General features: G+C 45.0%; 2 pseudogenes. One reads left to right on the top strand and one right to left on the bottom strand.

Features of this window, described 5'->3' with window-relative positions:
* Positions 1 to 198: pseudogene (locus R8N47_RS28675) on the top strand (porin family protein); the annotation flags it as partial.
* A gap of 53 nt (positions 199 to 251) precedes the next feature.
* Here the strand turns inward: R8N47_RS28675 and R8N47_RS28670 are convergent.
* Positions 252 to 504: pseudogene (locus R8N47_RS28670) on the bottom strand (multidrug transporter); the annotation flags it as partial.

The raw sequence follows: 504 nt of genomic DNA, 5'->3' as shown, positions 1-504 counted from the left end.
ACTTACTACACGTTAAGTTACACGCTTAAAAACAATGGCCAAAATAAAGAATATGACGAGTCTAGCCTTGGCGGAGAAGCCGCAGCAGGTGTCGCTTGGGGCTATAAACACTTTGGTTTGAACTTAGAATACAATTACGCCAAAAACAGCGATTTTGATTCTGGTGGCGTGATGTTTGGCGCACAAATGCGTTTCTAACTCATCCCTCTTTTCTAAGGCACCTTAATTCCGGTGCCTTTAGTTTATGTGCTTCAAGCACCTTCTAAAGACAACACAATGCCTGCCAGGATGAAAGCCACACCGATACCTCGGGTGAGATACCATTTTTCCGCAAGCAACCAAATGCCCATCAATAAACCAAATACGATACTGATCTGGCGCAGCGCGACAACTAAGCTCACGTTGTCTGTCATCATCATCGCAAACAGAACCAATCCATAAGTCGATGCCATCATAATGCCAGCCATACTTGCACTTTTTCGGATTCGCCAAGCCGCTTGCAAC

It is taken from the genome of Vibrio sp. 2132-1, from assembly GCF_033344315.1.
Note: the sequence above shows the minus strand (reverse complement) of the source record. Positions and strands in the feature narration are given on the sequence as shown.